This window comes from Endoryza foliicola (assembly GCF_050589245.1).
GTDB lineage: Bacteria > Bacteroidota > Bacteroidia > Chitinophagales > Chitinophagaceae > Endoryza > Endoryza foliicola.
In genome coordinates this window covers 585,925-607,370 of the sequence record NZ_JBOBEW010000003.1, presented here as the reverse complement: position 1 = coordinate 607,370, position 21,446 = coordinate 585,925, and the positions used below count along the sequence as shown (strand labels likewise).

General features: G+C 42.0%; 21 protein-coding genes and 1 pseudogene. 14 read left to right on the top strand and 8 right to left on the bottom strand.

Going from position 1 to position 21,446, the window contains the following annotated elements:
- The 6 genes and pseudogenes from ACQ2HE_RS09880 to ACQ2HE_RS09855 all read left to right on the top strand — a co-directional run.
- Positions 1–1,548 (top strand): NucA/NucB deoxyribonuclease domain-containing protein (locus tag ACQ2HE_RS09880; protein ID WP_430902442.1); only part of this gene is annotated, 1,548 nt, incomplete at its 5' end.
- Positions 1,549–1,583: 35 nt separating this feature from the next.
- On the top strand, positions 1,584–2,048 hold the full coding sequence (locus tag ACQ2HE_RS09875; protein ID WP_430898083.1) for a hypothetical protein: 465 nt from the start codon (positions 1,584–1,586) through the stop codon (positions 2,046–2,048).
- Between the two features lie 177 nt (positions 2,049–2,225).
- A complete protein-coding gene (locus ACQ2HE_RS09870; RefSeq protein WP_430898085.1) occupies positions 2,226–2,753 on the top strand; it encodes a hypothetical protein in 528 nt (175 codons plus the stop codon).
- Positions 2,692–3,021 (top strand): hypothetical protein, encoded by a 330-nt coding sequence (locus ACQ2HE_RS09865; protein ID WP_430898087.1) that lies wholly within the window; start codon positions 2,692–2,694, stop codon positions 3,019–3,021. Before ACQ2HE_RS09870 ends, ACQ2HE_RS09865 begins: the two co-directional genes overlap by 62 nt.
- Before the next feature lie 35 nt (positions 3,022–3,056).
- Positions 3,057–3,449, top strand: a complete 393-nt coding sequence (locus ACQ2HE_RS09860; protein ID WP_430898089.1) for a hypothetical protein — start codon at positions 3,057–3,059, stop codon at positions 3,447–3,449.
- 161 nt (positions 3,450–3,610) lie between these two features.
- Positions 3,611–3,853, top strand: a pseudogene (locus ACQ2HE_RS09855) (hypothetical protein); the annotation flags it as partial.
- Between the two features lie 64 nt (positions 3,854–3,917).
- Here ACQ2HE_RS09855 and ACQ2HE_RS09850 read toward each other — a convergent pair.
- The 6 genes from ACQ2HE_RS09850 to ACQ2HE_RS09825 all read right to left on the bottom strand — a co-directional run bounded on the left by ACQ2HE_RS09850 (position 3,918) and on the right by ACQ2HE_RS09825 (position 8,820).
- Entirely contained in the window at positions 3,918–4,304 is a 387-nt protein-coding gene (locus ACQ2HE_RS09850) for a hypothetical protein (protein ID WP_430898091.1), read from the bottom strand.
- A gap of 183 nt (positions 4,305–4,487) precedes the next feature.
- Entirely contained in the window at positions 4,488–4,874 is a 387-nt protein-coding gene (locus ACQ2HE_RS09845; RefSeq protein ID WP_430898093.1) for an RNA-binding S4 domain-containing protein, read from the bottom strand.
- A gap of 3 nt (positions 4,875–4,877) precedes the next feature.
- Positions 4,878–5,690, bottom strand: coding sequence for a M20/M25/M40 family metallo-hydrolase (locus ACQ2HE_RS09840; protein ID WP_430902441.1), 813 nt, complete (start codon positions 5,688–5,690; stop codon positions 4,878–4,880).
- Between the two features lie 62 nt (positions 5,691–5,752).
- A complete protein-coding gene (locus ACQ2HE_RS09835) occupies positions 5,753–6,241 on the bottom strand; it encodes a M20/M25/M40 family metallo-hydrolase (RefSeq protein WP_430902443.1) in 489 nt (162 codons plus the stop codon).
- Between the two features lie 127 nt (positions 6,242–6,368).
- The gene (locus ACQ2HE_RS09830; RefSeq protein ID WP_430898097.1) at positions 6,369–7,367 is read right to left on the bottom strand and encodes a cation diffusion facilitator family transporter; all 999 of its coding nucleotides are present in this window, start codon (positions 7,365–7,367) and stop codon (positions 6,369–6,371) included.
- 10 nt (positions 7,368–7,377) lie between these two features.
- On the bottom strand, positions 7,378–8,820 hold the full coding sequence (locus ACQ2HE_RS09825; RefSeq protein WP_430898099.1) for an LptF/LptG family permease: 1,443 nt from the start codon (positions 8,818–8,820) through the stop codon (positions 7,378–7,380).
- Positions 8,821–8,848: 28 nt separating this feature from the next.
- Here ACQ2HE_RS09825 and ACQ2HE_RS09820 point away from each other — a divergent pair, with 28 nt between their 5' ends.
- Positions 8,849–9,442 (top strand): hypothetical protein, encoded by a 594-nt coding sequence (locus ACQ2HE_RS09820; protein WP_430898101.1) that lies wholly within the window; start codon positions 8,849–8,851, stop codon positions 9,440–9,442.
- Here the strand turns inward: ACQ2HE_RS09820 and ACQ2HE_RS09815 are convergent.
- Positions 9,439–9,819, bottom strand: a complete 381-nt coding sequence (locus ACQ2HE_RS09815; RefSeq protein ID WP_430898103.1) for an START-like domain-containing protein — start codon at positions 9,817–9,819, stop codon at positions 9,439–9,441. The two genes, ACQ2HE_RS09820 and ACQ2HE_RS09815, sit on opposite strands and share 4 nt — an antisense overlap.
- 340 nt (positions 9,820–10,159) lie before the next feature.
- Here ACQ2HE_RS09815 and ACQ2HE_RS09810 point away from each other — a divergent pair, with 340 nt between their 5' ends.
- The 6 genes from ACQ2HE_RS09810 to ACQ2HE_RS09785 all read left to right on the top strand — a co-directional run bounded on the left by ACQ2HE_RS09810 (position 10,160) and on the right by ACQ2HE_RS09785 (position 15,689).
- The gene (locus ACQ2HE_RS09810) at positions 10,160–11,035 is read left to right on the top strand and encodes a sigma-70 family RNA polymerase sigma factor (protein ID WP_430898105.1); all 876 of its coding nucleotides are present in this window, start codon (positions 10,160–10,162) and stop codon (positions 11,033–11,035) included.
- Positions 11,036–11,147: 112 nt separating this feature from the next.
- Positions 11,148–12,470, top strand: a complete 1,323-nt coding sequence (ffh, locus tag ACQ2HE_RS09805; RefSeq protein WP_430898107.1) for a signal recognition particle protein — start codon at positions 11,148–11,150, stop codon at positions 12,468–12,470.
- Positions 12,471–12,582: 112 nt separating this feature from the next.
- Positions 12,583–12,999 carry a 30S ribosomal protein S16 gene (gene rpsP / locus ACQ2HE_RS09800; protein WP_430898109.1) on the top strand — a complete coding sequence of 139 codons (417 nt, stop codon included), beginning with the start codon at positions 12,583–12,585 and terminating at the stop codon, positions 12,997–12,999.
- A gap of 66 nt (positions 13,000–13,065) precedes the next feature.
- Complete coding sequence (gene rimM, locus ACQ2HE_RS09795) at positions 13,066–13,578, top strand: ribosome maturation factor RimM (protein ID WP_430898111.1); 513 nt, start codon at positions 13,066–13,068, stop codon at positions 13,576–13,578.
- A 113-nt stretch (positions 13,579–13,691) separates the two neighbouring features.
- Positions 13,692–14,831 (top strand): DNA polymerase IV, encoded by a 1,140-nt coding sequence (gene dinB, locus ACQ2HE_RS09790; protein ID WP_430898113.1) that lies wholly within the window; start codon positions 13,692–13,694, stop codon positions 14,829–14,831.
- A 441-nt stretch (positions 14,832–15,272) separates the two neighbouring features.
- Positions 15,273–15,689: an RrF2 family transcriptional regulator gene (locus ACQ2HE_RS09785; protein WP_430898115.1), complete on the top strand. Its 417-nt coding sequence runs from the start codon at positions 15,273–15,275 to the stop codon at positions 15,687–15,689.
- Positions 15,690–15,787: 98 nt separating this feature from the next.
- Here ACQ2HE_RS09785 and ACQ2HE_RS09780 read toward each other — a convergent pair whose 3' ends face one another.
- Positions 15,788–16,423, bottom strand: a complete 636-nt coding sequence (locus tag ACQ2HE_RS09780) for a peroxiredoxin (protein WP_430898117.1) — start codon at positions 16,421–16,423, stop codon at positions 15,788–15,790.
- Positions 16,424–16,917: 494 nt separating this feature from the next.
- Between ACQ2HE_RS09780 and gltB the strand changes: the two genes are divergently transcribed.
- Complete coding sequence (gene gltB / locus ACQ2HE_RS09775; protein WP_430898119.1) at positions 16,918–21,435, top strand: glutamate synthase large subunit; 4,518 nt, start codon at positions 16,918–16,920, stop codon at positions 21,433–21,435.
- Positions 21,436–21,446: the final 11 nt, after the last annotated feature.

Here is a 21,446-nt window from a genome sequence, read left to right as displayed (position 1 = left end):
ACGGGTATTACTGCCTATCAAAACAATAACGGCAATCCCCCTTTCAACAACAACCCGAAAAGCAATACTACTGCCAATAGTGCCAAAGTATACCAAATGAACGGTTCTGTCAACAAAACAGGACTAACCATTGCATTGAAGGTAATGGCAGGTGATACCATCAACATATATGGAAAATCCTACTATAATTTAAATGGCGGAACAATATCGGGTACAACTACTGCTCCAACAACTTTGGCGCTCCTCACTTCATTTGCGGGTACCAATGCCATGAGTAGTAAAGGTGTTAGTGGAACGGCATTGAACAGTATTACTCAGTTAACCTCAGGTATTACCAGTCTATTGGGAACCCAGCCTGCCCAAACCTCTAACACTCCCAAAGCCTTCATCAACTGGATCTTATTTGACGAACGTTTTAACTATGCGGGTGGTGGTTACGACCGGGTAGGAAGCAGCGGAACTGTTAAAAATCACAATAGCAGCACCATTCCTTCTATTGTAGTTCCGAAAAATGGATACATTTATGTATATTGTAGTAACGAATCGAACATAAATGTGTTTTTTGATAATTTACAGGTCATTCATTCACGTGGACCAATAGTGGAGGAGACGCATTATTATCCGTTCGGATTAACGATGGCTGCTGTTTCATCAAAGTCTGTTTCTTTCGGAGCGCCAACGAACAGGCTAAAATATAATGGCAAAGAAGAACAACGACAGGAGTTTAGTGATGGAGCTGGGTTAGAATGGTTGGACTATGGGGCGAGGATGTATGATAATCAGATTGGAAGGTGGCATGTGGTTGATCCATTAGTTGATAAAAGTAGACGTTGGTCTCCATATAATTATGTAATAGATAATCCTTTGAGGTATATCGATCCTGATGGAAGAGAGATAAAAAGCATACAAGATGGTGTAATGTTTACAGGTGAGGATGCGAAAATTGCGTTTATTGCTATTCAAAAGAAAGTTAACTCAAACCAAGGATTTAAAATTCATTTAGTATTTGAATCAAAAACAGAAAAAATTTATCAAAATACCTTGAATGCCTTTAGAATAGGTAAGCCACAGGTTCTTCATTATGATTCTAATAAAGAGCGTAGGGATCAGAGAAGAAAAGAAGCTTTAGGAAATATTCCTTTGAAAAAAGATGGCACTGAAAGAGATGAATACCCATATGCGTCAACTTTTGAAGGAGGTAAGGGTGCTGTAGTGGCGGATGTCCCCATGATAGAACAAAGAATTCAAGGTGGGGCCTTATCGGCTTTATATAAAACTATGAGTCAAGGGGAAGCCTTTGTTGTCCTCCCGGTTCCGCGAGAATCAGAACCTGATGCATTGCCTCCCTCTTCTATCGGAACTCGCTCAAATAGAAATACAAATAGTAATTCTGAAAATGCACCAGCGAGAGTAATTCAATTGAATCCACAGGGAATTGAACAAGCTTCTAAAACTGCAGCCGTTGCAATAGTTGGGTATATTCTATTGAAAGTAGCAGTAGCAGCCCTAACTTGGGAGTGTGGTGGTTGTGGGGTAGTGGGTTGGTAGTTATTGCGTAGGGTAGACGGTCCAATACAAATATTATGAGATATAATTTAAATTTTTCCACTTCGCATCATCAGATATATTTATGTGACAAAGATTCATTAAGAGAAACAGATGCTTTCGATTTTTGGACCGAAGAAGCCGCAAAGTCGCGATTGGCAATAAACTCAACCATTCTTGGAATCGGGTTAGAATGTTATGGCGATTTCAAAGGAGAACTAATTTTGTTAGAAGCTAAAAATGACACAAAGGATTTCAGTAGTTACGATCACGTCGTAGAGGCAGGAGTTGATATTGAAAGTGGAGTTTTGCAAGTTTTAGATTGCCCTGGATCTAATGTCGAGTTTGAATTAGAATTAGTGCCGGGTACTTATGGAGTAAGAGTATATTCTTTGAATCTCAAAAGCGTTCTTGGAGATTCAGGTGAAGATTACTACATAATAGAACTCTGGCCAGATAGAAGTCGTGAAAGAATCGTAATTAAACAGTTTGTGGATGCATAGGATTGAAAATCAGTGTTGGATCGGCTATAGTTTTAAAAAAACTGAACCAATTAAAGCTAGGGTCAACAAGAAACAAACGTTGCTTCTCGATTTATTTGCTTGTGCCAATACCAAGATTAGTGAAGGTATATGAAAGAACATATGAGCGATGACATCCAGAACCCAATAAAGATAAAAATGAGTAAGATTATTTGTTTGCTATTATTATCGCTAGTGCATTTTGAACATAAGCTAAATACTCAGGTAGATCATATTGTATCAAAAATTGAAAAGATAGAAAGATCAAAAGTAGAAGGCCTTCAAAAGATATATATCACGTTAAAGAATTCATCGGATAGTGCCATTTGTATCTTGCACTCTTCTTTTCTTTTTGAAAGAGATAGTGTAGTGCAGTATTTACCCGTCTATAGGCAAACTAAAAATAGGGAATTTTACGCTTTATGGTGGGATGAATTTAACTCAGATGCATCTGTTGAAGCCTTAAAGTATAATGGATTTGTTCTTTTGCCGGGGATAAAGAAAGAGATAGTTGTTGAAGTACAAGTTTTGAAGAAACTAGATAAATATTTACTTTTTGAGTATATAATAATTGCGGATTATAGCTATGAAAAATTAAAAAATGAGAAGATGAATAATGCTTGGTATGCGAAATACCACCGTAATAAAAAGGAGATTCATTTGGTTCAATCTACAGGAGGTTTGTAAGCCTGCTGATAATGCAGACAATTTTGCTAAGGCGTTAAAATCATCGAATGTAGCGCGAGGATTGGGCAAGGCCTTCGAAAAAGTAGGCCAAGTTTCAGGATGGCTAGACGCAGGAGTTGCGGCTTATGATGCTGTCGTAACGATAGGTGATAGAAATGCTACAACTGGACAAAAAGTAGGAACTGTTGCTAAGGCTTTGTTTAAAACTGGAATGACCTTTGTAAAAACAAATCCAGTAGTTGGATTAGTTCTTGGTGTTACAGATTGAACAGGACTTACGGATGCATTATTTAAATGGTAGTTATGAAGATATTGAGGTTTGTTACGTTTCTATTCAATAGATATTATAAAACTGGAGGTAAAAGAAATGTAGCATATTTTTCTGCTTTATGCGCTGTTGTCTTTTTAATTTACTTGCATATTTTTCAATTTCTCATCATTTTGGATAAAGTTAGTTTATTGCCTTTGCGGAACAATGACCCTAGGATTGTGAAATACTTAAAACTATTTCTGCTGTCAATTCCTGTCTATTTTCTTTTGTCTTATTTGGTGAAAGAGGGCGATCTAAAAGCTCTTAAATATGACAGTGAAAAAATAAAAAAATGGCAAATTTTTATATGTATTTATTTGTTTGCAAATTTATTAGTATTGTTTTTGCTTGCTTTTGTATTTGCGGAAGTAAAAAAGGATTTGTAGGCCACCAAATTCCCAATTCCTCCCTCTTTGCTAATTAAGCAGCCTTAAATTTACCTAGCCCGCGGCATAGAACCCCGAGATTCGGGGGAGGCACGAAATTAATATGGCAACAAAAAACAACTTCTTCTTCTAAATCATAATCGCCTACATTTGATTCTAAATTGGAGCAAATCGAGATCTATGGCGCACGGGAGCACAATCTCAAAAACATCGATATCAATATCCCCAAGAATAAATTGGTGGTGGTCACCGGCATCAGCGGCAGCGGTAAAAACTCCCTGGCTTTCGATACCATCTACTCTGAAGGACAACGCCGCTACATGGAGAGCTTTAGCGCCTATGCCCGACAATTCATGGGCGATATGGAGCGACCCGATGTAGACAGAATAACAGGTCTTTCCCCATAGTCAAGCCGCTACTCAATTTGTATAGTTTGGCAATAGATCTTTTTGCTACTTTATTCTCACCTCACCAACTCGCTGCAATCTCTCTTCCATGATCATTTTGTTGCTTGAGGGTCCAGTTGTCGGTCATGGTGGTTTCGAGCCAGAGTTTGCCGGAGCGGCGGAATACCTGAACCGATAATCCGAAATGCGTTAAGAAACTCTGTTCTAATTCGGCTACCGTCATGGTTTCGTCGAGGTATAGGTCACCATTGTTTTTAGGACGGGTTTGGGCTGCACTAATGGGGTGGTCGTTGGAAATAAGTGTGGCAGCCGGATAGCGATCTTTACGCGCAATAGTTCCATTCCTGAAGAACTCAATCTTCAAGTAAGGAAACAAATGAGAAAAATCTTCCTGCACCTGTTTGATGGATTTATCAGCGGAAATCTCTAAAATCATAGTCGTTAACATACGTAAGCATTTAGCATTCAACCTTACACACCTTACGTTGTACCAAAATTATTGGAAGTCCTTTGTGACAAATATGACCTTAGTAGGAGGAGGGGGTGATTTTAATCAGTTGATTAGGTATTAGGCCTTGGGCTTTAGGCTTTAGTCCCAACACCTAATGCCTAACGGCCTAAAGCCTAACAGCTATTCCCCCATCAACCCATCCAAATCCCTCCGCTGCTTCTTCGTAGGTCGGCCCACTTTACTGAGTCGTTTGCCGGTATGGAAGCTGGCGGCTTGAAATTCAAGACGTTCAAGTTCTTCGGCAGGAGTGATGTCTAGATAATATTTTACCGCTTCGCTGTACTGTACCCGGTTGTGAAGGAGTCCTGTTACTTTTATCCGCCAGCGTTTGGCTTCTGTTTTTACCTCGTATTCGTCGTTTACCGATACGGTTTTACTAGCTTTCACCGCATCGCCATTGTATTTCACCTTACCCTTATCGCAGGCATCAGCTGCCTGCGATCGGGTTTTAAAAAGTCGGATCGACCATAAATACTTGTCAATTCTTAGTTTCTCTTTCTCGCTCATGGCTTATCCCAGTTTGAAAAACTTATGGAAATAAGGAATGGTTTCAATGCCTTTGTAAAAATTGAAAATATCGTATTTCTCATTGGGTGAGTGCAGGTTATCTGAATCCAATCCAAATCCCATGAACACAATTTTCAGTCCCAATTCTTTTTCAAACAAAGCACAAATAGGAATGCTTCCACCGCCTCTTACCGGAATCGGATCTTTGCCAAAAGTAGCTTTGATGGCTTCCGCTGCAGCTTTATATGCATTGGAATCAATTGGCGTCATATAGGGCTCACCACCATGGTGCTCTTCGGCTTTCACCGTTACACCCGCCGGAGCAATGCTCTTGAAATAATTCAATAACTTCTCTGTAATCACCGTGCTCGATTGATTTGGTACCAATCGCGCCGAAATTTTCGCATATGCTTTTGATGGTAATACCGTTTTTGCACCTTCGCCGGTATAGCCTCCCCAAATACCGTTCAACTCTAAAGTTGGACGAATACCGGTTCTTTCATTCGTTGTATATCCTTTCTCTCCCCACAATGCAGAAACGCCTAAATCGGCCTTGAATTCATTTTCATCGTAAGGCGCTTGTGCCATTTTCTCTCTTTCAGCCGGTGTGCTTTCTACTACATCATCATAAAATCCGGGGATGGTAATGTGATTGTTTTCATCGTGACATGAAGCGATCATCTTCGCCAAAATAGTAATGGGATTCGCCACAGCACCACCGTATACGCCACTGTGCAAATCGCGGTTAGGGCCTGTTACTTCTACTTCTATATAACTCAATCCGCGCACACCAATATCAATTGACGGATGCTCCATGCTAATCATGGCTGTATCGCTGATGAGGATAACATCAGCCTTCAACAACTCTTTATGCTCTTTTACGAATGTGNTCCGCGCACACCAATATCAATTGACGGATGCTCCATGCTAATCATGGCTGTATCGCTGATGAGGATAACATCAGCCTTCAACAACTCTTTATGCTCTTTTACGAATGTGGCCAAGTTGGGCGAGCCAATTTCTTCTTCTCCTTCAATACAAAACTTCACATTGGTATTCAATGTGTTTGTTTTCACCATGGTTTCCAACGCTTTTACATGCATGTAGAATTGACCTTTATCGTCGCAAGCACCACGGGCGTAGATTTTTCCGTCTTTGATCACCGGCTCAAAAGGGCCGCTGTGCCACAGTTCTAGCGGGTCGGCAGGTTGCACATCGTAGTGACCATATACCAAAATAGTGGGCAAACTAGGGTCGATGATTTTTTCACCATAAACTATGGGATGACCTGCAGTTTCATAGATCACCGCTTTATCGGCACCGGCAGCAATCAAAGAATCTTTTACTGCAATGGCACAAGTTTTCATGTCTTCTTTGTGTTCACCTCTCGCACTGATGCTAGGAATGCGCAACATCGCCAACAATTCTTCCAAGAAACGATCCTTGTGTTGCTCCAAATAATCTTTCCAAACTTGCATATACTACTATTTAATTTTATTGAGGAATTCTATGTTTTTGATTCGATAAAATATTCTCTTTATTCCAATGCACTGTTTTCTCAAAAGGCTTCTGCCTTACCTGGCAGTCCTTGATAGAACAAATGCTGCAACTAAAATCCAAACAACCATCCGAATGTACAAAGAGTTCAAGACTGTCGCCAAATTTCTCCCGAATCAAGGCACTCAATTGATCAATTTCTCGATGTGCTTCGTGTACATTCAAATACCAGGGCACGGTTAAATGACAATCGATGTGCAGTTGACCACCGTATTTTATCACTCTCAAATTGTGAAGATCGATCCATTTTTCTTTTCTATTAGCGTCTAAATAAGCGACCATCTCTTCCAACAACTCAATATCGGCCTCGTCCATAATGCCCGCAATGGATTCGCGGATAATGGTATAGCCTGTATAGAGAATGATTAGGGCCATGATCAGGGCAACAATGCTGTCTACCCAAGCAATACCACTAAGGTAAATGATGGCCAATCCAATGATCAATCCAATGGTAGAGTAGGTATCGGTTTGTAAGTGCTTTCCGCTTGCGATGAGCGCCAATGAATTGTTTTGTTTTCCCTTTTTGATACTGATACTTCCTACAACAAAATTGATGATGGCTGTAACAGCCACCAATGCAATACCCCAATCGAGTTGTTTAAGTTCGTGCGGATGTATGAAGTTGAGAATGCTTTCGTAGATGATCATCCCACCTGCAATCAAGATCAAAGTGCCTTCTACAGCAGCGGATAAAAATTCTGCTTTTCCGTGACCATAAGGGTGATCTGTATCACTGGGTTTTGCAGCAATGTGTAAACTGTACCATCCAATAAAGCCGGCTATTACATTGGCGGTGCTTTCCAACGCATCGGTTAGAATGGCCACAGATCCTGTGATCACATAAGCGGTCATTTTAAGCGCGAAAAGGACCACGGCAATAAATACCACCCAACGTTGTACACGGAGATTCTCTAACTGCGTTTTTGAAACTGTCACTGCAAGCTTTTTATGAAGCCTCGGCTTCCGATGATTTTTTTCTCTTCAAGAAACGATTCAAAGCCAATCGAATTTTTACGTAAAAATCTTTATTGAACAATTGAGAATCGTTTAATGCTTTGTAGGTAAGGAAGAGACCAATGGGCAACAGCACAAAAACTGGCAACCACATTCCTGTAAAAGGGCTCATTACATCTTCCTTCGCAAACTTCTTTCCGAAGTTCATGGTGAGGAAAAAGATCACGAAAAAGATGACAGCAAATACCACCGGGGTTCCCAATCCACCTTTTCGAACAATCGAGCCTAACGGTGCTCCAATTAAAAAGAGTACAATAACGGTAATGGACATTGTTAGTTTTCCATGCCATTCAATCAAGTATAAACGCAGGTCTTTCTGTCGGGCTTCGTATTCGAAATTCGCAGATTCCATGGTAGATCGTATTGAATTCAGGTAAGAAACAGCTTGATCAATTACCAAGTTTCTGGAACTATCGGGAATCAATTCACGGAATTTTTTCACCTTCACGGCCGGAGCTTTAACGTTTACCCAGCCACTGTCTAAATATTTCATGAAGCTCATGTAAATGATCAAATCGTTCACACTTCGCTTTTCGAATTTGAAACTGTATTTATTGAGAGAGTCAATTGCATAATTCAATTGACGAATGCTCAACATCTCATAACGGTTCTTAAAAACCGAGTCACTGGTACGGTTCAAGGTTAACGAAGTCAGATCCAATACTTTTTTATACTCTTTGAAGCCCAAACGAGTGAGCTCTGAAGTGCTCACATTTCCGTCGCTTTTTTCTTGATAGCGCCAACCATTGCGCAAACTGAATTCAAGAAAGCGTTGATCGGGGGTTACTCTCATAATGCCGTTGTCGGCAATAATGATATTGTCCTGCGGACCACCGGTGTATTCATAAATGATGACCTGCTTCAGAATAGAGTCCTGTTCTTTTTTTCCAACTTTAATTGAGAAGCCTGGGATATTGTTGTAGAACTGTCCTTCTTTCAAATCAAAAGCAGGCTTCTTGTTCACCAAGTCGGTATGCAATGTTTTCATTTTCAAGTTGGCAATGGGGATCACATTGTTATTGAAAAGAAAAGCCAAACCGGAGAGCAAAATAGACACTACCAGCAACGGTCGCATAAAACGTAGCAAACCAATGCCGGCACTTTTGATGGCCACTAGTTCAAACGATTCGCCAAGGTTTCCGAAGGTCATAATAGAGGAGAGCAAGATGGCCAAAGGAAGGGCTAGCGGAACAAGGGTGGCACTTAAGTACAACAGCAATTGCAAAATAGTAGCCGCGTCAATTCCTTTTCCAACATAATCGTCGATCCATAACCAGAAGAACTGGAGAATGAGTACGAATAGGGTTAGAAAGAAAGTAGCGATAAAGGGTCCAATAAAGGAACGCAGTACTAGTATGTCAAGTTTTTTAAACAATTGGTTATGGGCTGATTATCTTTATTAAATGAACGGTGCAAAAATACAGTTTTCACAAGAGGAATCAACGCTTCTGCAGAATGCTTCCATTCTTTTAACAAAGCATGCGGTAATGGAGAAGATGGGACAATTGTTGGGAGAGCTTTGTACTGCCTTGGAGCCGGTGTATGCACCATTGCAATCGGTTTTTCCCGAGGCATTTCAAACCGGACCCAAAATTTCCAAAGGAGAACAGCTAGAGCATTTGCCTTACCTGATTTTAGATTATCCTCGATTCTTTTCCAATGAAACTGTTTTTGCCAGCCGAACCTTGTTCTGGTGGGGGAGAGGCTTTTATGTAATTCACCACCTGAAAGGATTGCCTGCTCAGCGATTGCTTAACAAGCTTGATGACTCGATAGAGGAATTGGCAAAATTTGATTTTCGCATATCCATCAACGGTTCTGAATGGCAACACGATACAACTGCTGCCAATTACTTTGATTTAGTAGATGAAACTTGGAAGAAAGAAGAAGTTCAGTTTGTGAAACTAGCTACACGCTTGAGTTTGGAGCAAATAGATACCATTACCATCCCTCTCATAGAGAGGCATCGCAGTTTGGTGAGTAGTTGGCTCGATTAATTTCCCAGACGATGGAACAGGTCTTTCACCTGATATCCCCAAAGTTGACTCTGATCTTTGATTTCAGCTTTTTCAGCAAAATCTTTGATCACTAAAATGGTTTGGTTGGTAACTTCTGATTTTTCTATTCTGAATTCGAAGTACTCTTCTTTAGGAGCATGCAACCAATGAAAACGTATAAAGTGGTCTTCTCCTGTTTCCAATACTTCAGCCTGATCGGTGGAACCGTTCCAACTAAAGCTGAAAACTCCGTCGCGCTCGTCCACTTTATCTGCAAACCATTCCTGAAGTCCTGCTGGAGAACTCAAGAATTCATATAAGATTGAGGGAGAACATCTTACCGGATACTCTAAAGTAAATAGCTGTTTTTTACTCATCTACACCGTTGATCTTTGTGACTAATGATTGCAATTATAGAAAAATAATAGAACCCTCAAAATATATTTTTCCCTCCCAACACTTTGAATAACAAGAAAATGGAAAAAGCCCGATAATTCACTGTTTTTGCGCTTGTTATCCCCAAAATGCCCTATTAGCTGTGGAAAAAGCAACCTTCGGCACCCTTTTTAGCATCTACTAGGAAACGATTATCAACGTGTTAGACTTTTCACTAAGATTTATGGGTCAAAAATTTGGATTTCACACACGAAAAACAGCGCCTGAGCGTTTTTTAACAAATCCATTTATCTAAACCCAACAATCCTAAAAAAGGCCACTATGAGCATGCGTCAACTAAAGATCACGAAAAGTATTACCAATCGTGAATCTCAGAGCCTTGAAAAGTACCTGCAGGAAATCGGAAAAGTAGAATTAATTAATCCGGAAGAAGAGGTAAGATTGGCCGGTCTCATTAAACAAGGAGATCAGGCTGCGCTCGACAAATTAACTAAGGCAAACCTCCGATTCGTGGTTTCCGTAGCCAAGCAGTATCAAAACCAAGGACTGTCCTTGCCCGACCTTATCAATGAAGGCAATTTGGGTTTGATTAAAGCAGCACAACGTTTCGACGAAACACGCGGTTTCAAATTCATTTCCTATGCGGTATGGTGGATCCGTCAAAGCATCTTACAGGCTTTGGCTGAACAATCGCGCATCGTTCGTCTCCCACTGAATAAAGTAGGCCTCACCAACAAAATTCAAAAAGCTTTTTCTCAATTAGAGCAAGAGTTTGAGCGTGAACCTTCTGCAGAAGAATTAGCCGAATTATTGGAATTGGAGATCGATGAAGTGAACGCTACTTTGGGTACTTCTGCTCGTCACGTAAGCGTGGATACACCTTTAGGCGAAGGCGAAGACAATACCCTGATCGATATCATGGAAAATAAAAACGCTGATCGCGCTGAAACCAACCTCGAGCACAACGAAAGTTTGATGCAAGAGATTGAGCGCTCGATGAGTTCACTCACTGAACGTCAACGCGAAGTGATCTGCTATTTCTTCGGAATTGGCATCGATCATCCCATGACTTTGGAAGATATCGGCGAAAAATTCAACCTCACCCGTGAGCGTGTTCGCCAGATCAAAGACAAGGCCATCACCAAAATGCGCACCAATTCGCGCTCGAAAGCCCTTCGAAGCTATTTGGGCATATAAAATAAAGCCCGCTTCCGGCGGCTTTTCGTAAATCTTGTACTAAATTTGCAACTCTATAAAAGTGAATGTTTAACTACATTCACTTTTTTGTTTCTAAAAAATACGAGTTATTATGTTTGAGAATCTTTCGGAACGGTTAGAATCCGCGTTTAAACAGATAAAAGGGGAAGGCCGCATCACCGAATTAAACATTGCTGCAACAGTTAAAGATATCCGCCGTGCCTTAGTAGACGCGGATGTGAACTATAAAATTGCCAAGGAATTCACGGATACTGTGAAAGACAAAGCGATGGGAGAGAAGGTGATCAATGCCGTTAGTCCCGGTCAATTGATGGTGAAGATCGTGAAAGACGAGCTCGCCAACCTAATGGGCGGAACCGAAAGCGAATTGAATGCCAAAGGAAACCCGGCAGTCATTCTGGTAGCGGGTTTGCAAGGTTCAGGTAAAACCACTTTCAGTTCTAAATTGGCGAATTACCTGAAAACCAAGAAGGGATTGTCGCCTATGTTAGTAGCGGCCGATATTTACCGCCCTGCGGCCATCGACCAATTGAAAGTACTGGGTGAGCAAATTGGAGTAGAAGTATACAGTGAGCCTGAAAATAAGAACGCCGTTCAAATTGCGGAGAACGCATTGAAGGAGGCGAGAAGTAAAAATAAAAACGTGATCATCGTGGATACGGCAGGTCGTTTAGCGATCGATGAAACCATGATGACCGAGGTAGCCAATATTAAATCGGCAGTAAAACCACAGGAAATCCTCTTTGTAGTGGATTCCATGACTGGTCAGGATGCGGTGAATACTGCCAAAGCCTTCAACGACCGACTCGATTTCACTGGGGTGGTGCTCACCAAGTTAGACGGTGATACCCGCGGTGGTGCTGCCCTCAGTATCAAATACACGGTAAACAAGCCAATCAAATTTGTAAGCAGTGGGGAGAAAATGGACACTTTGGATGTGTTCTACCCCGAGCGTATGGCGCAGCGTATCCTGGGCATGGGTGATATTACCTCGCTCGTGGAGAAGGCTCAAGCCCAATTTGATGAGGAGCAGGCGAAGAAATTAGAAAAGAAAATCCGCAAGAATCAGTTTGATTTTGAGGACTTTAAGCAACAATTGGATCAGATCAAGAAGATGGGTAACCTGAAAGATCTGATGGGTATGATCCCCGGAATGGGCAAGGCCCTGAAGGACGTTGAAGTGAGCGACGATGCGTTCAAAGGCATCGAAGCCTTGATCAACTCCATGACTCCCGAGGAGCGCTCGAACCCCGATTTGATCAATCAAAGCCGTAAAGCCAGAATTGCCAAAGGGGCCGGAAAAGACATTGCCGAGCTAAATGCCTTCCTGAAGCAGTTTGAGCAGATGAAACAAATGATGAAAATGATGAATAAGATGCCCATGGGGCGTTTTATGCCTGGAATGAAGCGATAGTCATCAATTTGTTGAAATTCAATAATATTTTTGGAATTTTTCGTGGGATTGCTAATTTTGCAATCTTATAAGTTTAACCCTATTTGTTCACGCATTTAAATTTCTATTTAAAATGCCAGTTAAAATCAGACTGCAACGTCATGGCTCTAAGAAGAGACCATTCTACTTCATCGTGGTAGCAGACGCACGCTCACCTCGCGATGGTAAATTCATTCAAAAGTTAGGAACGTACAATCCATTAACAGTACCTGCTACTGTACAGTTGGATCGTCAAAAAGCCCTCGATTGGCTTCACAAAGGTGCACAACCTACTGACACTGTACGCCGCATCCTTTCTTTCAAAGGTGTATTGTACCTCAAACATTTGTTGCGCGGTGTGAAACTGGGATTGTTCGACGAAGCTACGGCAATGTTGAAATTCCAACAGTGGCACGGAGAGCATGAAGTACAGGTTCGCAAACGTCAAGAGGCTGATGCCAAAGAAAGACGTGGTCGCAGAGCCGGCGCTCCTAGAAGAAACGACGACTAATCAACTCATTGCTATAGCAATTCAAAATCCCGTTGTTTACAGCGGGATTTTTTATTTTTATACCCCATGACAGAATACTGTACTATCGGAAAAATTGCCGCCACATTTGGCGTGAAAGGACAAGTGGTACTCCAACATAGTTTGGGTAAGAAAACTTCCCTAAAAGGACTTGATGTGCTTTTCATCGAAACCAGAACCGATGAGATGTTGCCCTTTTTCATTGAATCGGTAACTATTAAGAATGAACAAGAGTTGTACATCAAGCTCGAGGGCATCAATACCCGAGAAGAAGCTCAAAAGTTAGCTCAAAAACAGGTATGGCTAACCGAAGATAAGTTTCATAAATATGCTTCTAAATCGGCGCCTATTTCATTACTTGGGTTTGAGATCATTGATCAAGGAAAATCGCTTGGTCCGGTTTTAGAAGTAATAGAGCAACCGCATCAATTATTGTGTAGAATTGACTGGCAGGGCCGCGAAGCCCTCATTCCTGTTCACGAAAACTTTCTTGTTAAAATAGATGCCAGAAAGAAACAAGTGGTATTGGATTTACCGGATGGGTTGTTGGATGTTTTTTAGATAGGCAATAGGCCTTAGGTTGTTAGGCATTAGGCTAACCTAATTACCTACAGCCTAAGGCCTAAAGCCTAATTCCCCAAACTCTTTAAACTAAAAGCAACTATACCCCCGCCATGCTCATCGCCCATTTCGATCTCGATTCCTTTTTTGTTTCGGTAGAAATACTGAACGATCCGGAATTGAAGGGCAAGCCGGTGATAGTGGGAGGAGGAGAACGTGGGGTGGTAAGCACTTGTAGTTATGAAGCGAGAAAGTATGGGGTACATTCAGCAATGCCGATGAAAACGGCGCTGAGGTTGTGTCCGCACGCTATAGTTGTAGGCGGGTCTCGGGGTGAATATTCACGATACAGCAGATGGGTAACAGAAATTATTGCTGCCAAAGCGCCCTTGTTTGAAAAGGCAAGTATTGATGAATTCTACATTGATCTAACTGGAATGGACAAGTACTTTGATCCTTTTCAATGGACTGTTGATCTGCGCCAGCAAATAATAAATGAAACCCAATTGCCCATTTCTTTTGGAATGGCCTCCAGTAAAATGGTGGCCAAGATTGCTACAGATGAGGCAAAGCCGAATGGTTATTTGCATGTGCCTGCTGGAAGGGAGCAGGAATTTCTAGCGCCGCTCAGTGTAGGGAAAATTCCCGGTGTAGGAGCTCATATGCGGGAAGTGTTGAAGAACATTGGTATTGAAAAGATCGGTGATGTGCTTCATTATACTCCGGTTCAGTTAGAAGCGCATTTGGGAAAATGGGGTCCGGAGTTGTGGGAGAAAGCACAGGGCATTCATCGAGGTACGGTTGAGCCTTATCATGAGCAGAAGTCGGTTTCAACAGAAACTACATTTAACGAAAACAGAACCGATGTAGAGGGCATGCTTAACGATCTGGTAGGCATGACGGAGAAGATTGCGTACGAGCTGCGTCAAGACAATAAAATGGCCGGATGTATTGCCGTAAAAATTCGTTATCCCGATTTTGAAACTACTTCGAAGCAAACTACGATTCCTTATACGTTTTACGATGATGAGTTGATTCCGGTAGCCAAGGAGTTGTTTATGAAACTCTATCGGAAAGGCACGCCGGTGCGTTTAATGGGCGTTCGAGTGAGTGAGCTCACCAACGAAGCTGTTCAGACGAATCTCTTCTCCAATGCAGAAAAAAAATCAGATCTCTACAAAGCAATCGACAGCGTAAAAAACAAATTTGGGAAGGGGATGATAGGAAAGGCGACGGGGAAGAAGAAGTCGTGAGTTTAAAGTAATGAGTTATAAGTTATTAAGTTTTTGAGTTTTAACACAAAGTGCGCGAAGTGCGCAAAGATGTCGCAAAGTCCTTCTTCTTTCTCATTATTTCCACAGTTCGATTTTTACCATAGATTCCCACAGTTTAGTATCCGATATTTAATCAGTTTGATTATTTGGTTTAAACCGCGGCGGCGCAGCGAACGCGGCGACTACGCAGCGGATATTCATCTGCCAACGCTATATCCGTGCCCTTGGTCACGAACTGATTGTTGTGCCTAATTTTTATTAAACAATAATAATCGATTAAATCTGCTGTTGAAAGAATGCTCGCCGTTATGCCCAATAACGCGCAATAACACGGGCAATGAATTCTCACATTTACAAATCAACAAACTCACAAATTGGCCTTTTCCTTATATTGCATTGAATATTTGAATTGCCCTGCATATGTTATCGAAAAAAGCCCAGTACGCATTTAGAGCCTTGGAATATTTGGTAGAACATCAGGATGAAGGTCCGGTGCTTATTGCTACCATTGCAAAAAAGAAAAAGATTCCTTTAAAGTTCTTAGAAAATATTTTGTTGGAGTTGAGAAAAGCCAGCTTTCTAGAAAGCAAGAAAGGAAAGGGTGGGGGCTATTACCTAGCCAAAGCTCCGGAGAAAATTCCCGTGGCTGCAATCATCAGAACAGTCGACGGTCCAATCGCCATGCTGCCTTGCGTAAGCTTGTACTTCTATAAACGTTGTAAAAACTGCGACGAAATACATTGCGGACTGCACGATATCATGGAAGGCGTTCGCGACGCAACCCTCGCCATTTTAGAGAAAAAGAGTTTGGCTGATTTAGTGCGAGAAGGAAAATAACGTCTGTAGTAAGTTATTGAGTTTTTAAGTTGTTAAGTTCAGCCCTGCCTTTTGGCGAGCAAAACTCAAATACTTAAAAACTCAACAACTCAACACTTCTATTTATTAGGTTGTGGTGTGTATCTCAAATACGGCTTCACTACATTCACTCCTTTAGGGAATTTCTTGATCGCGTCTTCAGTTGATACTGCAGGAACTACAATCACATCCTCTCCTTCTTTCCAATCGGCCGGAGTGGCTACACTGTATTGAGCAGTTAATTGCAATGAATCAATTACACGCAATACTTCATGGAAATTACGTCCGGTAGAAGCGGGGTAGGTAATAATGAGTTTCACCTTTTTATCGGGGCCTATGATGAACAAAGAACGCACAGTAAAGGTTTCTGATGCATTGGGATGGATCATGTCGTATAAATTCGCAACAACGCGGCCTTCATCGGCAATGATGGGGAATTCAACTGTTGTTTTTTGTGTTTCGTTGATATCGTTTACCCAGCCGAGATGTTTATCGAGTGGATCAACGCTAACAGCCAATACTTTTACATTTCTTTTGGCGAATTCTTCTTTCAAAAGAGCGGTTTTGCCGAGTTCGGTAGTACAAACCGGTGTATAATCGGCAGGGTGTGAAAACAAAACGCCCCAACCGGTTCCTAAATATTCGTAGAAATCAATGTTGCCCGCTGTGGTAGCAGCCTGAAAATTCGGCGCGATATCTCCTAATCTTAATGACATAATAATTGAATTTAGAGGACGAAGATAATGAAAGTCTACTTGAATAGTAGACTAAAATTTTGTAATAACCTTAATGGATTGTTATTTATGGAGGTTAGGTTAGTGATCAACGGAGCGGATATAGCGTTGGCAGAAAAATCCCCGCTGCGTAATCGCCGCGATCGCTGCGCCGCTGCGGTTTAATAATCTTCAAAACGCCAAATCAATCAAAAAGATTCCCTTTGCGCAACTCATTTGCCTTCCCAAAACTTTGTGCCTCGCCTTCCCTGGCAGCGCAGCTGCAAAAAACTTAAAAACTCAATAACTCAAAACTTCCAACTCCAAACATACAACTCCCTCAATTCCAACCCCTCACACTGTTTCTCACATTTTTTAACCATTTCGCTGTTATATGCTCAAATTGTTGTATTTTTAGGAGCTTGCTTGCTATAGTTTTGATATCCATTTGAAAAACCGGCATTTTTATTGAAAATTTTCTAAAGTAAATTGCAAAGATGGCAAGTAACACTGGTTTGTACCATCCTTCCTTTGAGCATGATGCATGTGGCATCGGGTTCGTAGCTAGTATTAAGGGCAACAAATCGCATCAAAATATCTCGGATGCGCTCACTGTGTTGGAAAACATGGAACACCGCGGAGCCTGCGGTTGCGAAAGCAACACAGGTGATGGTGCCGGTATCATGATTCAGATCCCCCACGAGTTTTTCTTCGAAGAGTGCCTGAAATTGGGCGTTCACCTTCCCTCTTATGGTCGATATGGAGTAGGCGTAGCCTTCTTTCCAAAGGAAATTAAACTGAGAGAAGAGTGCCGCGATATCTTCAATCGCACAGCAGAAAAACTGGGATTGGAAGTTCTTACATTCCGTAAGGTACCCGTAAACCCCGATGGAATTGGTCCAACAGCCCTGAGTGTAGAACCTGAAATGGAACAAGTGTTCATCGCTTGCCCCGATCATATCACCAATTTAGAAGAGTTCGAACGCAAACTTTTCGTATTGCGCAATCACGCAACTCATCTTATCAATAGCACTGTTAAGAAAGATGCCATTGGCTTCTATCTTGCCTCTCTTTCTTACAAAACAGTGGTGTACAAAGGTCAATTAACCAGCCACCAAGTTCGTGAATACTTCCCCGACCTTAGCAATAAGCGCGTGGTGAGTGCTTTCGGTTTGGTACACTCTCGTTTCGCTACCAATACCTTCCCTTCTTGGAAATTGGCTCAACCTTTCCGTTACATCGCTCACAACGGTGAAATCAATACCCTTCAAGGTAACTTGAACTGGCTCAAAACCAGCGAACAATGGTTTGAATCTCCTTTCTTTACCCACCAAGAAATGGAAATGTTATTGCCAATTGTAAGCGCCGGACAAAGTGATAGTGCTTGCTTGGATAACATGATCGAGCTTCTTACCATGTCGGGTAGAAGTCTTCCCCATGTAATGATGATGCTGATCCCCGAAGCTTGGGATGGTAACGATCAAATGGATCCTGTAAAGAAAGCCTTCTACGAATACCACGCTTCTATTATGGAACCTTGGGATGGTCCGGCTTCGATCTCTTTTACCGATGGTAAAATGATCGGTGCTACCCTCGATCGCAACGGTCTTCGCCCTTCGCGTTATTGCGTTACCAAGGACGACCGTGTGATCATGGCCTCTGAAACAGGAGCGCTTCCTGTTGATCCAAAGATCATCAAAGAAAAAGGCCGTCTCCAGCCCGGTAAAATGTTCGTGGTAGATATGGAGCAAGGCCGCATCATCAGCGATGATGAATTGAAAGCAAAAATCTGTAGCCAAAAGCCTTACGGCGATTGGCTCAATCAATACAAGATTCGTTTGGAAGAATTGGAAGAACCTCGCGTTACTTTCACCCACCTTTCTGAATCTTCTGTGTTCAAATATCAAAAAGCTCACGGGTACTCAACGGAAGACATTGAAACCATCATCAAACCAATGGCTTTGGATGGTAAAGAACCCATCGGTTCAATGGGTACCGACGTTCCTTTGGCTGTGTTGAGTGATCAACCTCAGCACCTTTCTTCTTATTTCAAGCAATTGTTCGCTCAAGTAACCAATCCTCCCATCGATCCTATCCGCGAACGCATGGTAATGAGCTTGGCTACTTTCTTGGGAAATAATGGAAACTTGTTGGAAGAAAGCCCTACGCATTGTCATACAGTAGCGTTGAAGCAACCGATTCTTACTTCAAAAGAACTCGAAAAAATCAGAAGTATTGATACCGGTATCTTCCAAGCTAAAACATTGCAAACCTATTTCAGAGCCGATGGCAAACCCGATTCACTGAAACGCGGTTTGGATCGCTTGTGCCGTTATGCAGAAGATGCCGTGCACGATGGATTTGAAGTGTTGATTTTATGTGATCGTGCTGTTGACAGTGATCACGCCGCCATTCCTTCATTATTGGCTACAGCAGCCGTGCACCACCATTTGATTCGTAAAGGATTGAGAGGTCAGGTAGGTATTGTTGTTGAAGCAGGTGATGTATGGGAAGTTCACCATTTCGCATGTTTGTTGGCGTTTGGTGCTACGGCTATCAACCCATACCTCGCTTTGGCTACCATTCGTAACATGAAAGCAAACGGAAGTTTGGAAACCAATTTAGATTGGGAAAAGCTCCGTTACAATTATATCAAAGCTGTTTGTGATGGATTGTTGAAAGTATTCTCTAAAATGGGAATCTCTACACTTCAGTCATACCAAGGTGCTCAAATTTTTGAGATCCTAGGCTTGAATCAAGAAGTGGTAGATCGCTATTTTACCGGAGCAACCAGTCGCATTCAAGGTATCGGACTAGAAGAGATCGCCAAAGAAGCCTTGGTCAAACATTACTTTGCATTCAGCAGAAAAGACATTCCGGTAGATCGTTTACCGGTAGGTGGTTTGTATCAGTGGAAACGCAAGGGTGAATTCCACTTATTCAATCCAACTTCCATTCACTTGTTGCAATACGCAACCAAGATGAATGATTACGGAACATTCAAGAAATACACTAAGTATATCAACGATCAAAGTGAAAAAGCTGCTACCCTTCGTAGTCAGTTTGAATTCAAACGCAACCGTCCTTCGGTTTCAATTGATGAAGTTGAACCGGCAGAGGCCATCTACAAGCGCTTTGCAACGGGAGCCATGAGTTTTGGATCTATTTCATGGGAAGCACATACCACATTGGCCATTGCAATGAACCGCCTCGGTGGTAAGAGTAATACCGGCGAAGGTGGTGAAGATGAAATTCGCTATGAAAAAATGCCGAATGGCGATAGCATGCGCAGTGCCATTAAACAAGTGGCTTCTGCACGTTTCGGTGTTACAAGTTTATATTTAACGGAGGCCGATGAGTTGCAAATTAAAATGGCTCAAGGTGCGAAACCCGGTGAAGGTGGTCAGCTTCCCGGACATAAAGTAGATGATTGGATTGGTAAAACACGTCACTCTACTCCGGGAGTTGGTTTGATATCTCCGCCTCCTCACCACGATATCTATTCAATTGAAGACTTAGCTCAATTGATCTTCGATTTGAAAAATGCGAACCGCGCGGCCCGTATCAACGTAAAGTTGGTTTCAAAAGCAGGTGTGGGTACCATTGCAGCGGGTGTTGCTAAAGCAAAAGCCGATGTGATCCTCATTTCCGGTCACGATGGTGGTACCGGTGCATCGCCCATTTCTTCTATCAAACATGCCGGTTTGCCTTGGGAATTAGGGTTGGCCGAAACCCATCAAACCTTGGTAAGAAATAAATTAAGAAGCAGAGTAGTAGTGCAGGCCGATGGTCAAATGAAGACTGGTCGCGACATTGCAATTGCTGCCTTATTAGGTGCCGAAGAATGGGGTGTAGCTACAGCGGCATTGGTGGTAGAAGGCTGTATCATGATGCGTAAGTGTCATTTGAATACCTGCCCTGTTGGGGTTGCTACCCAGGATCCTGAATTGAGAAAGCGCTTCACCGGTGATGCCGATCATGTGGTGAATTTCTTCAAGTTCATTGTTCAGGAATTGCGTGAAATTATGGCCGAGCTTGGTTTCCGTACAGTGAATGAGATGGTAGGTCAAGTAGAATGCCTCACTCCAAGAGAAAACATCAAGCATTGGAAGTACAGCAAGTTGGATCTTTCACCTATTCTTTACCGTGAGCCTGCTTCTGATATTACCGGATTGTACAATACAGAAACACAAGATCATGGTATCGACAATGTAATCGATTGGCAATTGCTGGAGAAGGCAAAACCTGCGATTGAAAAACAAGAGCGCGTATTTGCCAGCTTCGATATCAAGAATACTGACCGTACTGCCGGTACCATTCTTTCGAATGAAATTACCAAAAAGTACAGAGCAGAAGGATTACCGGAAGATACCATTCATTACAAATTCAATGGAACAGCCGGACAAAGCTTTGGAGCCTTCAATACCAAGGGTGTAACCTTGGAATTGGAAGGAGATGCAAACGACTATTTCGGTAAAGGCTTGAGCGGGGCTCGATTAATTGTATATCCTCCAAAAGAAGCAACCTACATTCCAGAAGAAAACATCATTATTGGTAATACGGCTTTCTATGGTGCAACTGCCGGAGAATCTTTCATTAGAGGTAAAGCCGGTGAGCGTTTCGCAGTGAGAAACTCCGGTGCTAAGGCTGTTGTAGAAGGAGTAGGGGATCACGGATGTGAGTACATGACCGGTGGTAGAGTAGTGATACTTGGTCCTACAGGTAGAAACTTCGCTGCAGGTATGAGTGGTGGTATTGCCTATGTATACGATGTAAACGGCGTGTTTACTAAGAACTGTAATACGGAAATGGTTGACTTGGATCCGGTGACTACCGCAGATTTTGCTGAGTTGCAAGACATGATTCAACGTCACTATGCTTATACTGGAAGTACCGTTGCGAAATTTGTACTCGACGATTGGGACAATCAATACAAAAACTTTGTAAAAGTATTCCCAAGCGATTACAAAAAGGTTTTACAAGCAAAAGGTTCTGAAGTAAAACAAAAAGCTTAATCAACATTACT